Source organism: Pseudomonas sp. GL_091 (genome assembly GCF_057837725.1).
On record NZ_CM174451.1, the window covers coordinates 4,916,860 to 4,931,933 of the forward strand.

Sequence of the window (15,074 nt, forward strand, 5' to 3'; positions counted from 1 at the left end):
CCTCAGCGGTTGGCGTCGGAGTGAGTCATGGCGGTGTAGAACAGCCAGGACACCAACAGGATGATCAGGAAGTACACCAGCGAAAATGCCGCCGCCGGCCCCAGGTCGAACTGCCCGATCGCCATTTGCGTCAGGGTCTGGCTCAAGAAGGTCGTGGAATTGCCCGGACCGCCGCCCGTGAGCACGAACGGCTCGGTGTAGATCATGAAACTGTCCATGAACCGCAGCATCACGGCGATCAGCAGCACACTCTTGAGCTTGGGCAACTGGATATGCCGGAACACCGCCCAGGCCGAAGCACGGTCGATCCGTGCTGCCTGGTAGTACACGTCCGGAATCGCCCGCAGTCCGGAGAAGCACAACAGCGCCACCAGCGAGGTCCAGTGCCAGACGTCCATCACCAGCACGGTGACCCAGGCGTCCATGGTGTTCGCCGCATAGTTGTAGCTGATGCCCATGGCCTTGAGGCTCGCCCCCAGCAGACCGATGTCGGCCCGGCCGAAGATCTGCCAGATGGTGCCGACCACGTTCCACGGGATCAGCAACGGGATCGCCAGCACGATCAACACCACCGAAGACCAGCGGCCCTTGGTCGGCATAGTCAGGGCAATCGCAATCCCCAGGGGGATTTCGATCAGCAGCACGCAGGCCGAGTAGATGAACTGGCGCAGCAACGAGTCGTGCAGCCTCGGGTCGAGCAGCACCTGCTTGTACCAGTCGGCGCCGACGAAGTAGCGGCTGGACTGGTCGAAAATGTCCTGCACCGAATAATTGACCACGGTCATCATCGGGATCACCGCACTGAACGCCACCAGCAGGAACACCGGCAGCACCAGCCACCAGGCCTTGTTGTTCTGCACCTTGTTCATGGCTGCACCTCAATGTTGGCTTGGGCTTCCAGGAGGAATTCGTCGACATAGACCATCAGCCACTGCGCCGGAAAACTGATGTACGCCGTGCCTTGCGGCACCGGTTTGTCTTCGGCCAAGCGCACCTTCAGGGTGGCGCCATCGAGGTTGAGGGTCATGATCTTGTAGGTGCCCAGGTCTTCGACGTGTACGACCTGTGCCCGCAACGCTTCATCGAACGCTTCGTCCCACACATGGACGAACTCCGGACGAATGCCGACCTTGAGGGTTTTCCACTCCGATTCAGCAATACGCTGCTGCATGGCCTCGGACAGCGGCAGATGGGTCGAGGCGAACCCGACGCCACCCGCTTGCGGCTGCACGTCGATCAGGTTCATCCCAGGGCTGCCAATGAAGTAGCCGACAAAGGTGTGGCTCGGTCGCTCGAACAACTCCCTTGGCGTGCCGAACTGCACGATCTGCCCGCCGTACATCACCGCGATCTTGTCGGCGAAGGTCGAGGCCTCCAGCTGATCGTGGGTGACGTAGACCATGGTGATGTTGAACTGCTCGTGGATCTGCTTGAGCTTGCGCCGCAGTTTCCACTTCAGGTGCGGGTCGATCACCGTCAGCGGCTCGTCGAAGAGGATCGCCGACACGTCGTCGCGCACCAGCCCGCGGCCCATGGAGACTTTCTGTTTTTCGTCGGCGGTGAGGTTGCGGGCCTTTTTGCTCAGCAGGTTCTGCAGGTCGAGGACTTCGGCGATTTCCTGCACCTTGCTATGAACCCTGGCCTCGGCCATGCCCTGATTACGCAACGGGAAGGCCAGGTTGTCGAACACCGTCATGGTGTCGTAGACCACCGGAAACTGGAAAACCTGCGCGATGTTGCGCTTTTCCGGGGTCAGGTTGTTGACCGCTTTGCCGTCGAACAGCACATGGCCCTGGGACGGGCTGAGCAGCCCGGAAATGATATTGAGCAACGTTGATTTGCCGCAGCCCGATGGACCGAGCAACGCGTAGGCGCCGCCCTGTTCCCAGATGTGGTCCATCTCGCGGATCGCGTAGTCCTCCGGTCCCGCCGGGGTCTTGGTGTAGCTGTGGGCGAGGTTCTGCAAACGGATTTCGGCCATCAGGCAACCCTCGTGACACGCCGGCCTGGCGCCTGGACCAGCCGCCCCTGCGTATCGAACACAAACAGTTTATGGGTCGGGATGTAGATGCGGATCGGCGCATCGACGTCGTATTCGTGGACACCCGGCAAGTGCAGCACCAGCAGGAAATGCTCGTTGCGCACGTGCAGGAAGGTTTCCGAGCCGCTGATTTCCGCGACTTCGACGGTCACCGCCAATTCGAGGTCATCGTCGTTGCTCGGCACCAGCGAGATATGGCTGGGCCGCACGCCGAAACGGAACTCGCCCTCGCCCACCGGGCGCAGATCGACGTTCAGCGGGAAATGCACGAAGTTGGCGAAACTCACTTCGTTGCCGGCAATGCGCCCCGGCATCAGGTTGATCGGCGGTTCGGAGAACAGTTCGGCCGCCAGCACGGTTTGCGGCTGGTGATAGACCGAGGCCGACTGGCCGCTCTGGATCACCCGGCCTTCGTGAAGAATGGTCGTGGTGCCGCCCAGGGCCAGGGCCTCGTTGGGTTCGGTGGTGGCGTAGATCGCGATGGTATGGCGCGCCTTGAACAGCTCGCGCATTTCCTGGCGCAGTTCTTCGCGTAACTTGTAGTCGAGGTTGACCAGTGGCTCGTCGAACAGGATCAGCTCGGCATCCTTGACCAGCGCCCGGGCCATGGCCGTGCGTTGTTGCTGTCCGCCGGAAAGCTCCAGTGGATAGCGCTTGAGAAACTTCTCGATGCGCAGCATCTTCGCGGTTTCCAGCACCTTGTTCTGGATCACTTCGCTGGATACACCGGCCTGACGCAGCGGCGAGGCGATGTTGTCGAACACCGTCATGGTCGGGTAGTTGATGAACTGCTGATAGACCATCGACACATTGCGCAAGCGCACCGGGCGTTGGGTGACGTCGACGCCGTTCATCAGGACGCGGCCGCTGTCGGGCTTGTCCAGACCGGCCATCAGGCGCATCAGGCTGGTCTTGCCGGACAAGGTGCGCCCCAGCAAAACATTGAAGGAACCGGGTTCAAAACTCAGGTTGGCATCGTCGATCCAGGTCTGGCCCTCGACGGTGCGGCTGACGTGCTCCAGGGTGAGTGACATGGCTCGGCCTTTTTATTATTGGAGTCAAGCGACCGGAGCTACATAGCGACATCCATGCCAAAAAACCCAAGCCTTTGATTCAGCTTCAAATTCCAGAACAAGACGGCAAAAACGCGTTCGTTGCTGAACACAAATGAACAATCGGAAATGAACAATTGAACAGTTCACCCATTGACAGTGAACAATAGTGAACAACACTCTACGGACTGCTCACGCCCCCCTGTAGGAGCGAGCTTGCTCCGGGCGGCGTTCCGACGATGCACTTGAGAGCGCCTCGTTTATTCAGGCAGCCCTCATCACCGTTAACGTCCATCGCGAGCAAGCTCGCTCCTACAGTGACCGTGTGTAGTTGAAGCCACCATAAAAACAATAAAAGCTTGCTCAGAGATCGACTGCCATGGCCGCACCCGCATCGCCGTTGTCCCACGACGCCATCATCCAGGACTCCTGGTCCCGTTGCCGCGCGTTCGGCCTCAGTCATCAGAGCACGCCGGCATTCGACCAATTGCCGGCCGCGGGCATCGCGCAACTGCTGGAGAGTCAGCATTCACTGGTGCAAACCACCCATCAGGAAGTGCTGCCCTACTACGAGAACATCCTGAGCAATTCCAATTGCCTGATCATGCTCGCCGACCATCAGGGCCAGGTACTCACGTCCTGGGGCACTCAGCGCTTTATCGAACCGAAACTGGCCCGGGGTTTCAGCGCCGGCGCCAGCTGGATGGAGCGCTGCACCGGCACCAACGCCATTGGCACCGCCCTGGCCTGCGAACAAGCGGTGCACATCGAGCACGATGAACACTATCTCAAGGCCAACCGCTTCATGACCGGTTCCGCCGCGCCGATTTTCGATGCCGAGCGCAAGGTGATCGCGGTGCTGGACGTATCCAGTGACAGCTACCTGCCGCCCTCCCACACCCTGGGCATGGTCAAGATGATGAGCCAGACCGTGGAAAACCGGTTGATCCTCAACCTGTTCCATGGCCAGCATTTCCAGCTGACATTCAATACCGGGCTGAACAACCTCGACAGCCAATGGGCCGGCTTGCTGATCTTCGATGAAACCGGCCAGGTGCTGTCGGCCAACCGCCGGGCCGACAATCTGCTGGGCATCAGCCTGTCGCGGGTCAGTGTCGAAAGCCTGTTCAAGGTCTCGCTGCTGGAGTTGCTGAACCAGCCAGAAGGCCTGCCCTTCGCCCTGCAAACCTCGGGGCGCATCCGCTTCCAGTGCCTGTTGAAGCGGCCGAAACAGGCATCAATTCAACCCCGAGTATTCACCGAGCCGGTTGTAACTGCACCCGCGGCCATCAGCCTCAACACCCTGCATTTCGGCGACAGTCGCGTGGAAAAAGCCGTGCGTCAGGCCGAGCGCTTGCTGGAAAAAGACATTCCACTGCTGATCCACGGTGAAACCGGGGTCGGCAAGGAAGTGTTCGTCAAAGCCCTGCATCAGGCCAGCTCGCGCAGCAAACAAGCGTTCATCGCCGTCAACTGTGCAGCGATTCCCGCCGAACTGGTGGAGTCCGAGTTGTTCGGCTACGAAAAAGGCGCGTTCACCGGAGCCAACCAGAAAGGCAGCATCGGGCTGATCCGCAAGGCTGACAAAGGCACGCTGTTCCTCGATGAAATCGGTGACATGCCGCTGCCAACCCAAGCCCGGTTGCTGCGTGTATTGCAGGAGCGTTGCGTGCAGCCGGTGGGCAGCAGCGAGTTGTTTCCTGTGGACTTGCGCATCATTTCCGCGACCAATCGCTCGCTGCGCGAGCAGGTACAGCTGGGGCGGTTTCGTGAAGACCTGTATTACCGCATCGGCGGCCTGACCCTGGAACTGCCACCCCTGCGCGAACGCAGCGATAAGGAGGCGCTGTTCAAACGCCTGTGGGAACAACACCGCGAACCCAGCCAATGGGCCGGACTGAGCCGCGAGGTGTTTGAGCTGTTCGACCGCCACCCCTGGCCGGGGAATTTGCGTCAGGTCAGCAGTGTGATGCAGGTGGCATTGGCGATGGCCGAGGAACAACCGATAAGGCCGGAGCATTTGCCGGATGATTTTTTTGTTGATCTGGAGATGGAGCCGGTCGATACGCCGGAACCGTTGGCCGTGGATCTGAATGATGCCGAGGATTTGAACCGGCAGTTGCAGGCGGCTGGGGGGAATATTTCGTATCTGGCGAGGCGGTTGGGGGTGAGCAGGAATACCCTTTACAAGCGGTTGCGCCAGGCTGAATGATGGGTTGGCCGGACGGGCCCCATCGCTGGCAAGCCAGCTCCTACAGTGTCCGTGGTGTATGTAATTTTGGCGAACGGCGCGACCTTGTAGGAGCTGGCTTGCCAGCGAAGGCGCCGGCCCTGTCACCGCAGAATTAGCGAGCTGCCCTTAAAAACAAAACCCGCACTTGGCGGGTTTTGTTTTTAAGCATTACATCTATCAGTCAGCCAGACGCCAGGTCGTACCGCCCTTGCCGTCTTCCAGCACCACGCCCATGGCGGTGAGCTGGTCGCGGATGCGGTCGGATTCGGCCCAGTCCTTGCCGGCACGTGCCGCCAGGCGCGCTGCGATCAGCGCCTCGACTTCCGCTGCATCCACGCGCCCTTCAGCGCCGGCCTGCAGGAAGTCATCGGCTTCCAGTTGCAACACACCCAACACACTGGCCAGTTCTTTGAGGCGCGCTGCCAGACCGGCCGCTGCGTTCAGATCGCTCTCACGCAGGCGGTTGATCTCGCGGACCATCTCGAACAGCACCGCGCAGGCTTCCGGCGTGCCGAAGTCGTCGTTCATCACCTGGGTGAAACGCTCGACGAAGGCTTCGCCGCCTGCTGGCGCCACGTTCGGCAGGCCTTTCAACGCGTGGTAGAAACGCTCCAGGGCGCCCTTGGCGTCCTTGAGGTTGTCTTCCGAGTAGTTGATGGCGCTGCGGTAGTGGCTCGACACCAGCAGGTAACGCACGACTTCCGGGTGGTACTTGTCGAGCACGTCGCGAATGGTGAAGAAGTTGTTCAAGGACTTGGACATCTTCTCGCCATTGATACGGATCATGCCGCAATGCATCCACGCGTTGGCGTAGGTCTTGCCTGTGGCCGCTTCGCTCTGGGCGATTTCGTTTTCGTGGTGCGGGAACTCAAGGTCGCTGCCGCCGCCATGAATGTCGAAGGTCTCGCCCAGGCAGCAGGTGGACATCACCGAGCATTCGATGTGCCAGCCCGGACGCCCGGCGCCCCACGGCGATTCCCAGCTCGGCTCGCCCGGCTTGGCGGCTTTCCACAATACGAAGTCCAGCGGGTCCTGCTTGGACTCGTCGACTTCGATGCGCGCGCCGATGCGCAGGTCTTCGATCTTCTTGCGCGACAGCTTGCCGTAGCCCATGAACTTGCCGACGCGGTAGTACACGTCGCCATTGCCCGGGGCGTAGGCATAGCCCTTGTCGATCAGGGTCTGGATCATCGCGTGCATGCCCGGGATGTGATCCGTGGCACGCGGCTCCATGTCCGGCTTCTTGATGTTCAGGCGCGCTTCATCTTCGTGCATCGCCGCGATCATGCGCTCAGTCAGGGCTTCGAACGACTCGCCGTTCTCGTTGGCCCGGTTAATGATCTTGTCATCGATGTCGGTGATGTTGCGCACGTAAGTCAGGTCGTAACCGCTGAAGCGCAACCAGCGCGTCACCAGGTCGAACGCGACCATGCTGCGGCCGTGGCCCAGGTGGCAGTAGTCGTACACGGTCATGCCGCACACGTACATGCGCACCTTGTTGCCATCGAGCGGCTTGAAGACTTCTTTGCTCTTGGTGAGCGTGTTGTAGATCGTAAGCACGTTTTTTCCTTGACGCTAAATCACTGGCCCCACGAATCACGCAGGGTCACGGTACGGTTGAACACCGGCTGACCTGGTTTCGAGTCCTTGAGATCGGCGACGAAGTAACCTTCGCGCTCGAACTGGAAACGGTCTTCCTGCTGTGCATTGCCCAGCGAAGGCTCGGCACGACAACCGGTGAGTACCTGCAGCGAATCAGGGTTGATGTTGTCCAGGAAGCTGGCGCTGTCTTCGGCCTTCTCAGGGTTGGCCGAGCGGAACAGACGATCGTACAGACGCACTTCGCACTCGACGCTGGCAGCGGCCGGCACCCAGTGGACCACGCCTTTGACCTTGCGGCCTTCAGGGTTCTTGCCCAGGGTGTCCGGATCGTACGAGCAGCGCAGTTCGACGATGTTGCCATCGGCGTCCTTGATCGCTTCGTCGGCACGGATCACGTAGCTGCCACGCAGACGCACTTCACCGGCCGGTTCCAGGCGCTTGTAGCCCTTCGGCGGCTCTTCCATGAAGTCGTCACGGTCGATGTAGATTTCACGGGCGAACGGCAGGACGCGCACGCCCATGTCTTCTTTCGGGTGGCACGGCAGTTCGAGGTTCTCGACCTGGCCTTCCGGGTAGTTGGTGATCACGACTTTCAGCGGACGCAGTACGCACATGGCGCGCGGAGCGCTGTGGTCGAGGTCGTCGCGGATGCTGAATTCGAGCATGCCGAAGTCCACCACGCCGTCGGAACGGTTGGTGCCGATCATTTCGCAGAAGTTGCGAATCGATTTCGGCGTGTAGCCACGGCGGCGGAAGCCCGACAGCGTGGACATGCGCGGGTCGTCCCAGCCGTTGACGTGACCTTCGTCCACAAGCTGCTTGAGCTTGCGCTTGCTGGTGATGGTGTAGTTCAGGTTCAGGCGGCTGAACTCGTACTGGCGCGGGTTGGCCGGCACCGGCAAGTGCTCGAGGAACCACTCGTACAGCGGACGGTGGCTTTCGAACTCCAGGGTGCAGATCGAATGGGTGATGCCTTCGATGGCGTCCGACTGACCGTGGGTGAAGTCGTAGTTCGGGTAGATGCACCACTTGTCACCGGTCTGGTGGTGGTGAGCGTGGCGGATGCGATACATGATCGGGTCACGCAGGTTCATGTTCGGCGAGGCCATGTCGATCTTGGCCCGCAGCACCCGTGCGCCGTCCTTGAACTCGCCGGCTTTCATGCGGGCGAACAGGTCCAGGTTTTCTTCGACGCTGCGGTCGCGGAACGGGCTGTTCTTGCCCGGCTCGGTCAGGCTGCCGCGGTATTCCTTGGCTTGCTCCGGGGTCAGGTCGTCAACGTAGGCATTGCCGGATTTGATCAACTCCACCGCCCAGTCATGCAACTGGTCGAAATACTGCGAGGCGTAGCGCACTTCGCCGGACCATTCGAAGCCCAGCCATTTGACGTCGCTTTCGATCGCGTCGATGTATTCCTGGTCTTCCTTGGCCGGGTTGGTGTCGTCGAAACGCAGGTGCGTGACGCCGCCGAACTCCTGGGCCAGGCCGAAGTTCACGCAGATCGACTTGGCGTGACCGATGTGCAGGTAGCCGTTGGGTTCAGGCGGAAAACGGGTGACGATCTGCGTGTGCTTGCCCGAGTCCAGGTCTGCCTGGATGATCGGCCGCAGGAAGTTGACCGGCACGGCAGGGCCGGTCTTGGCATTCGAGGTAGGGTCGACAGTGGGCTTGCTCATAGGATCCTTGAACGTACAAGTGCGTGGCCGTAATGAAGGCCGGACAAAACAAAGCCGCTATCATAGCCGATGCCGTCAAGTACCTGACAGAGCGCACTCTGTAAACCGTCGCATTTAATAGGCCGTAAATGAAAAAACTGCCTCGAAATTCGCGTCTGGCACGCTAAACTGCGCACCTTGGCCAAAAAGGCTGAACCGGTGGCGGGACGTGATGTTCCAACACCACGAATTTCTTAAAAGAGTAACGATCATGACCCAAGTCAAACTGACTACCAACTTCGGCGACATCGTCCTCGAACTGAACGCCGACAAAGCCCCGATCACCGTGGCCAACTTCGTTGAGTACGTTAAAGCCGGTCACTACGAAAACACCGTTTTCCACCGTGTCATCGGTAACTTCATGATCCAGGGCGGCGGTTTCGAGCCAGGCATGAAAGAAAAGAAAGACAAGCGCCCAAGCATCCAGAACGAAGCGGACAACGGTCTTTCCAACGACAAGTACACCGTCGCCATGGCCCGCACCATGGAGCCGCATTCGGCTTCCGCGCAGTTCTTCATCAACGTGGCCGACAACAGCTTCCTGAACCACAGCGGCAAGAACGTGCAGGGCTGGGGCTACGCGGTATTCGGTAAAGTGACTGCCGGCACCGACGTTGTCGACAAGATCAAAGGCGTGGCCACCACCTCCAAGTCCGGCCACCAGGACGTACCAGCAGACGACGTGATCATCGAGAAAGCCGAGATCATTGAGTGATATTGCTGATTTCAGATTTACATCTGGAAGAGGAGCGCCCGGACATTACCCGGGCGTTTCTGGATTTGCTCGCCGGACGCGCCCGCTCGTCGAGTGCGTTGTACATTCTGGGCGACTTCTTCGAGGTGTGGATTGGCGACGACGCCATGACGCCCTTCCAGCGTTCCATCTGCCAGGCCCTGCGCGAGTTAAGCGACAGCGGCACGGCCATTTTCCTGATGCACGGCAATCGAGACTTCATGCTGGGCAAGGCCTTCTGCAAAGCAGCCGGCTGCACCTTGCTGAAAGATCCGAGTGTCGTGCAGTTCAACGGCGAGCCGGTGCTGCTGATGCACGGCGACAGCCTCTGCACCCGCGACGAAGCCTATATGAAGCTGCGTCGCTACCTGCGCAATCCGATCACCCTGTTCATCCTGCGGCATCTGCCCCTGCGCACCCGGCACAAGCTGGCGCGCAAGCTGCGCAGTGAAAGCCGTGCGCAAACGCGGATGAAGGCCAATGACATCGTCGATGTTACGCCCGAGGAGATTCCGCGGATCATGCAGGAATACGGCGTGAAGACCTTGATCCACGGGCACACCCACCGTCCCGCGATTCACAAGTTGCAGCTTGGCGAGCAAGCGGCCAGGCGCATTGTGCTGGGGGATTGGGATCGTCAAGGGTGGGCATTGCAGGTGGATGAGCAAGGGTTTGCGCTGGCGCCCTTTGATTTCACTCCGCCACCGCAACTGGCTGCACCCGCCAACTAACAGCCGAACACAAAAACCTGTGGGAGCGGGCTTGCCCGCTCCCACAGGTTATGTGTGCCTTAGTGTCCTGAGGCCACAGGCCCGGCCTTCGCCGTAAACGGCGGCTTCGCCAGCCACACGATCAATATCAGCCCGAAGAACATCCAGCCCAGCAAGGTGAAGTAATCCACCGTGGACATGATGTACGCCTGGCTGATCACCGTCTGCTCCAGTTGCGTATAGGCCTTGGCCCCTGCCCCGCCCAGGTTGGTCAGTGCTTCTCGGGTCGCCGGATCGAAGGGGGTAATGCTTTCAGTCAGGTAGGCATGGTGTTGATCGGCGCGGCGAATCCAGATCCAGGTGGTCAGCGACGCCGCGAAACTGCCGCCCAGGGTCCGCAGGAATGTCGCCAGCCCCGAACCGTCGGCAATCTGGCTCGGCGGCAGGTCCGAGAGCAGGATGGTCAGGGTCGGCATGAAGAACAGCGCCACGCCGATCCCCATGAACAACTGCACCAGTGCGATGTGCTGGAAGTCCACTTCATTGGTGAAGCCGGCGCGCATGAAACAGCTCAGGCCGATGGCCAGGAACGCCCCGCCCGCCAGCAGGCGCATGTCGAATTTCGGTGCGTATTTGCCGACAAACGGCGCCAGCAGCACCGGCAGGATCCCCAGCGGCGCCACGGCAAACCCGGCCCAGGTCGCGGTGTATCCCAATCGCGTTTGCAGCCACTGCGGCAGGATCAGGTTGATCCCGAAGAACCCGGCATAGCCCAGGATCAGCACGATGGTGCCGTAGCGGAAGTTGCGATGGGCAAACAGGCGCAGGTTGACCACCGGGTGTTCGTCGGTCATTTCCCAGATCACGAAGAACGCCAGGGCCACCACCGAAATCACCGAGCCGATCACGATGAAGCTGGATTCGAACCAGTCGGCATCGTTGCCCTTGTCGAGCACGATCTGTAGCGCCCCGACGCCGATGATCAGCGCGATCAGACCGACGTAATCCATCGGTTGGCGGCTGGTGACCACCGGGCGCTTTTTCATCTGCTGGGTCACCACCCACGCGGCGAACAGACCGATCGGCACGTTGATGAAAAAAATCCACGGCCAGCTGTAGCTGTCGGTGATCCAGCCGCCGAGGATCGGCCCGGCAATCGGCGCGACCACCGTGACCATCGCCAACAGTGCTAGCGCCAGCCCCCGTTTCGCCGGGGGGTAAACCGCAATCAGCAGGGTCTGGGTCATCGGGTACAGCGGCCCGGCCACTACCCCTTGCAGCACCCGGAAGCCCACCAGTTCCGGCATCGAGGTGGAAATCCCGCACAGGAACGAAGCCAACACGAACAGCAGTGTCGCCCAGACAAACAGCTTCACCTCGCCGAAACGCCGACTGAGCCAGCCGGTCAGCGGCAAGGCGATGGCGTTGCTCACGGCGAACGAGGTGATGACCCAGGTGCCCTGCTCCGAACTCACGCCGAGGTTGCCGGAAATCGTCGGCAACGCCACGTTGGCGATGGTGGTGTCGAGCACTTGCATGAAGGTCGCCAGCGACAGGCCGATAGTGCTGAGCAGCAGGCTGGGCGGCGTGAAAGACGCGTTATTGCTCATCGCGAATCCTTTGAAACAGGTCTGGCGCTGCGCCGGTTGCCGGCGCAGCTGACGGATTGGCGAATCAGCGTTGCGCGGTTTTGCTGACCGCGGCGCTGTTGTCGTGGATCAGTTGAGTGATCATCGCGTCGGCCTCGGCCAACTGACGATCGTAGACGTTGGTACTGAACGAAGCCTTCTGCGGTGGCTGTTGCGCCAGCACCGGCCCGCTCTGATCGTGCAGGTCCACAGCGACCATGGTCGACAGACCGACCCGCAGCGGATGTTTGGCCAGTTCCTCGGCGTTGACGTGAACCCGTACCGGCACGCGTTGCACGATCTTGATCCAGTTGCCGGTGGCGTTCTGCGCCGGCAGCAAGGCAAAGGCGCTGCCGGTCCCGGCACCGAGGCTGTCGATGGTGCCGCTGTATTTCACGCTGCTGCCATACAGGTCGGTCTCGATCTCCACCGGTTGGCCGATGCGCATGTCACGCAGCTGGGTTTCCTTGAAGTTGGCGTCGATCCACAGCTGATCCAGGGGAATCACCGCCATCAGCGCGGTACCCGGTTGTACGCGCTGGCCAAGTTGTACAGAACGCTTGGCCACGTAACCGGTCACCGGTGCAATCAGCGTACTGCGCGAGTTGTTCAAGTACGCCTGACGCAATTGCGCGGCGGCGGCCATCACGTCCGGGTGCGATGAAACCACGGTGTCATCGACCAGCGCGCTGGTGGTCTTGAGCTTTTGTTCGGCGTTGGCCAGGGCGTTTTGCGCCGAGGTCAGGTCGTCGCGGGCGTGGGACAGCTCTTCCTGGGAGATCGCCCCGCCGGCGGCGAGGTTCTTGCGCCGGCTGAAGTTGTCCTGGGCCTTTTGCACTTCGGCTTTCTGGGCGTTGACCTGGGCCTTCATGCCATCCACATCGCTGTACAAGCCACGCACCTGACGCACGGTGCGCGCCAGATTGGCCTGGGCGTTTTGCAGGCCGATTTCGGCATCGTTCGGGTCGAAGTTCACCAGCACCTGGCCTTCATGGACCAGATCGCCGTCATCGGCGCCGATGCTGACCACGGTGCCAGTGACCAGCGGCGTGATTTCCACCACGTTGCCGTTCACATAGGCGTCGTCGGTGCTTTCGCTCCAGCGCCCGTAAAACTCGTGGTAGGCCCAGACGCCCGCGCCGCTCAGCACGACGGCGGCCGCCAGGACCAGCAGCATGAACTTGCGCTTGCCCGAATTGGGGTTGCCCTGGATGTTTTCAGGAGGTTGAGTTGTATCGGCAGTGGCCATGACAAGTACCTTGAATTAGTGGGTCAGCGTGGCTGGCGTGGCGTTGGCCGAGGCGATGGCCTCAGGCTGGAAACCGCCGCCCAGCGCCTGCATCAGTTGGATCGACAGGTCAATCTGCTCGGCATTCAGGTTGGCGAGTTGGCGCTGGGCCTGGAGCAGTTGCTGCTCGATGCTGAGCACGTCCAGGTAGTTGCCGATGCCGGAACCGTAACGCTGGACCACGGTGTTGTAGGAGTCCTGGGCGATGTCGGTGGCGTGTTGCTGGGCAGCGATCTGCCGGCCGATATCACGCAGCTGGTTAATGCTGTCGCTGACATCCCCCAGCGCCTTCACCAGGCTTTTGTTGTACTGCGCCACGGCGAGGTCGTAATCGGCGTCGCGGGAGTCGAGGTCGGCGCGCAAGCGGCCACCGTCGAAGATCGGCACCGAGATCGTCGGTGCGATGTTGAAGAAGCGGCTGGCCGATCCAAACATCGCATCGCCCAACAAGGATTCGGCGCCGGCAGCGGCACTGAGGTTCAAGTTGGGATAGAACCGGGTCTTGCCGGCGTCGATGCTTTTGCTCGCCGCTTCGACCCGCCAGCGCGCGGCCACCAGGTCCGGGCGACGCCCGAGCAACTCGGCCGGCAGCACCGAAGGTAGCGCTACCGCACTCGGCTGAAGAATGTTGGGGCGGGCAATTTCATTGCCGCGGTCCGGGCCTTTGCCGAGCAGCACCGCGAGAGCAATTTTCGCGCTGTTCAGGCGCTTTTCGGCGTCGATCAGGTTGGCCTGGGAAGTGGCTTCCAGGCTTTCGGTCTGCTGGAACTGGTACTGGCTGTCGATCCCGGCAGTCAGACGCCGCTGGCTCAGGTCGAGCATTTGCCGGGTGCGCTTGAGGTCTTCGTTGGACAGGTCGTAGACGATGTGCGCCTGACCAAGATCGCTGTAGGCGCGGGCAACATCGGCGGCCAGTGTCAGTTGCGCAGCCTGCTGGTCGACTTCGGCGGCACGGGCCTGGCCCAAGGCCGCTTCCCAGGCATCGCGCTGACCGCCCCAGAGGTCGAAGTTGTAATTAAAACTGGTGCTGATGTTACGCACGGTGGCGTACGTGTCGCCCTGCCCGCGCGGGTCCTGGTCCCGGGCCAGGCGCGAGCGGCTGACACCGGCGCTGGCATCCAGGGTCGGCATCCGCTCGGCGTCGGCGGCGGAAGCGGCAGCGCTGGCTTGATGGGCACGGGCGTCGGCGATCTGCATGTCCGGGCTGTCGCGCAGGGCCTCGCGGATCAGGCCGTCGAGCTGCGGGTCGCCGAGGCTTTTCCACCAGTCGCTTTTCGGCCAGGCGGCCGGCGACAACGTCACACCGCTGAGGGATTGCCCTGCCTTGAGGCTCTTCGCATCGAGGTTGACGCCTTCGGTTTTCAGGCCGCTGTAACTGGCGCAACCGGCGACGCTCATGGCCAACAGCACCAGGCTCAGGCCGGTACGCAAGGGGTTACTGCTCATTTGTCACCTACCCGCAGCAGGGTGATCGCGTCACCGGCTGCCACCAAAATTTTCTTCAGGATCAGCTCCAGGGTTTTCAACTCTTCTGGAGTGATGGCACCGGCCAGTTCATTCATGGCTTCGGCGCCGATGTGCGGCAGCAGCCCGGCGAGCTTCTGCCCTTCTTCCGTGAGCACAAGCTGCACCTGACGGCGATCCGCCTCGGAGCGTTGGCGAGCGAGGAAACCTTTCTGTTCCAGACGATCGAGCATGCGCGTCATCGAACCGCTGTCCAGGGACAGGTGCCGGCACAGCTCGCCCGGCGAATCGACGCCGAACTGGGCGATGATGATCAACACCTTGAACTGCGCGGCGGTGATGCCGTGGGGTTCCATGTGGGTGTCGATGATCCGGTCCTTGAGCAGCGCAGCGCGCCCGAGCAACAGGCCGAGATGGCAATTGTGGAAATCGTCTGGGGTGAAATGCTTCATCTGACCACCAATTAGCTGCCTAGGCAGTGAATGTATGTCGAGATGTTACTGCCTAGGCAGCGAATGTCAACGTAATAGTTAGGATGCTTTGTAAATAGTTGACCAATGGCGTCGGGATTTGTTGCGGCCACACTGACGCCATCGCGAGCAAGCTCG

General features: G+C 61.0%; 12 protein-coding genes. 3 read left to right on the forward strand and 9 right to left on the reverse strand.

Going from position 1 to position 15,074, the window contains the following annotated elements:
• Positions 1-2 precede the first annotated feature (2 nt).
• The 3 genes from AC3ITY_RS22395 to AC3ITY_RS22405 are packed head-to-tail and all read right to left on the reverse strand — an operon-like array spanning position 3 to position 3,075.
• Positions 3-869, reverse strand: coding sequence for a carbohydrate ABC transporter permease (locus AC3ITY_RS22395; protein WP_489305019.1), 867 nt, complete (start codon positions 867-869; stop codon positions 3-5).
• Positions 866-1,981 carry an ABC transporter ATP-binding protein gene (locus AC3ITY_RS22400; protein ID WP_489305021.1) on the reverse strand — a complete coding sequence of 372 codons (1,116 nt, stop codon included), beginning with the start codon at positions 1,979-1,981 and terminating at the stop codon, positions 866-868. Before AC3ITY_RS22400 ends, AC3ITY_RS22395 begins: the two co-directional genes overlap by 4 nt.
• Positions 1,981-3,075 carry an ABC transporter ATP-binding protein gene (locus AC3ITY_RS22405; RefSeq protein ID WP_489305023.1) on the reverse strand — a complete coding sequence of 365 codons (1,095 nt, stop codon included), beginning with the start codon at positions 3,073-3,075 and terminating at the stop codon, positions 1,981-1,983. The genes AC3ITY_RS22400 and AC3ITY_RS22405 overlap by 1 nt, the downstream gene beginning before the upstream one ends.
• A gap of 397 nt (positions 3,076-3,472) precedes the next feature.
• Here AC3ITY_RS22405 and AC3ITY_RS22410 point away from each other — a divergent pair, with 397 nt between their 5' ends.
• Positions 3,473-5,305: a sigma-54-dependent Fis family transcriptional regulator gene (locus AC3ITY_RS22410; protein WP_489305024.1), complete on the forward strand. Its 1,833-nt coding sequence runs from the start codon at positions 3,473-3,475 to the stop codon at positions 5,303-5,305.
• 198 nt (positions 5,306-5,503) lie between these two features.
• Here the strand turns inward: AC3ITY_RS22410 and cysS are convergent, their stop codons facing one another.
• Positions 5,504-6,886, reverse strand: a complete 1,383-nt coding sequence (cysS, locus tag AC3ITY_RS22415) for a cysteine--tRNA ligase (RefSeq protein WP_007970481.1) — start codon at positions 6,884-6,886, stop codon at positions 5,504-5,506.
• Positions 6,887-6,906: 20 nt separating this feature from the next.
• A complete protein-coding gene (locus AC3ITY_RS22420) occupies positions 6,907-8,604 on the reverse strand; it encodes a glutamine--tRNA ligase/YqeY domain fusion protein (protein WP_489305025.1) in 1,698 nt (565 codons plus the stop codon).
• A gap of 250 nt (positions 8,605-8,854) precedes the next feature.
• On the opposite strand from AC3ITY_RS22420, the gene AC3ITY_RS22425 reads away from it, so the two are divergent.
• A complete protein-coding gene (locus AC3ITY_RS22425; protein ID WP_008053603.1) occupies positions 8,855-9,358 on the forward strand; it encodes a peptidylprolyl isomerase in 504 nt (167 codons plus the stop codon).
• Positions 9,355-10,107 carry a UDP-2,3-diacylglucosamine diphosphatase gene (gene lpxH / locus AC3ITY_RS22430; RefSeq protein WP_489305026.1) on the forward strand — a complete coding sequence of 251 codons (753 nt, stop codon included), beginning with the start codon at positions 9,355-9,357 and terminating at the stop codon, positions 10,105-10,107. Before AC3ITY_RS22425 ends, lpxH begins: the two co-directional genes overlap by 4 nt.
• 59 nt (positions 10,108-10,166) lie before the next feature.
• On the opposite strand, the gene AC3ITY_RS22435 is transcribed toward lpxH, so the two are convergent.
• From AC3ITY_RS22435 to AC3ITY_RS22450, 4 genes are all read right to left on the reverse strand, one after another.
• Positions 10,167-11,696, reverse strand: coding sequence for a DHA2 family efflux MFS transporter permease subunit (locus tag AC3ITY_RS22435; RefSeq protein WP_489305028.1), 1,530 nt, complete (start codon positions 11,694-11,696; stop codon positions 10,167-10,169).
• A 64-nt stretch (positions 11,697-11,760) separates the two neighbouring features.
• The gene (locus AC3ITY_RS22440; protein ID WP_489305030.1) at positions 11,761-12,963 is read right to left on the reverse strand and encodes an EmrA/EmrK family multidrug efflux transporter periplasmic adaptor subunit; all 1,203 of its coding nucleotides are present in this window, start codon (positions 12,961-12,963) and stop codon (positions 11,761-11,763) included.
• A gap of 15 nt (positions 12,964-12,978) precedes the next feature.
• A complete protein-coding gene (locus tag AC3ITY_RS22445) occupies positions 12,979-14,448 on the reverse strand; it encodes an efflux transporter outer membrane subunit (protein WP_489305031.1) in 1,470 nt (489 codons plus the stop codon).
• The gene (locus tag AC3ITY_RS22450) at positions 14,445-14,918 is read right to left on the reverse strand and encodes a MarR family winged helix-turn-helix transcriptional regulator (protein ID WP_489305032.1); all 474 of its coding nucleotides are present in this window, start codon (positions 14,916-14,918) and stop codon (positions 14,445-14,447) included. The genes AC3ITY_RS22445 and AC3ITY_RS22450 overlap by 4 nt, the downstream gene beginning before the upstream one ends.
• Positions 14,919-15,074: the final 156 nt, after the last annotated feature.